Source organism: Cellulomonas sp. P4_A2 (assembly GCF_056402515.1).
Map to the genome: position 1 here is coordinate 1 of NZ_JBFUHG010000124.1, position 432 is coordinate 432.

Consider the following 432-nt stretch of genomic DNA (forward strand, 5'->3'; position numbering starts at 1 on the left):
GTCCTGGGCGTACTGGACGTTCTGGACCTTCTCCGAGTAACCGGCATTGACCTTGTAGTACCAGAGCGGGATGGTCGGCATGTAGTTGACCAGCTCCTTCTCGATCTCCTGGTACCCCTTGACCGACTCGTCGAGCGTGGCAGCGGAGTCCGCGGCCTTGATCTTCTTGTCGAGGTCCTTGTTGGAGAAGAAGCCGTTGTTGCCGGCCGCACCCGTACGGAACAGGTCGCTGATGAAGTTCGCGTTCACCGGGTAGTCGAGCACCCAGCCGCCGCGGTAGAACGACTTGACCTGCTTGGCGTCACGGGCGTCCAGGTCGGCCTGGAAGTCGACCTTGGAGTCGCCGGCGCACGCGACGCCGGTCGCCTGGGTGATGCTGTTGCAGACAGCCTCGACCCACTCCTTGTGGCCACCGTCGGCGTTGAACTGGAT

General features: G+C 62.5%; 1 pseudogene. It reads right to left on the reverse strand.

Annotated elements, in window-relative coordinates:
* Positions 1–432 (reverse strand): annotated as a pseudogene (locus AC1DUE_RS20390) (ABC transporter substrate-binding protein); the annotation flags it as partial.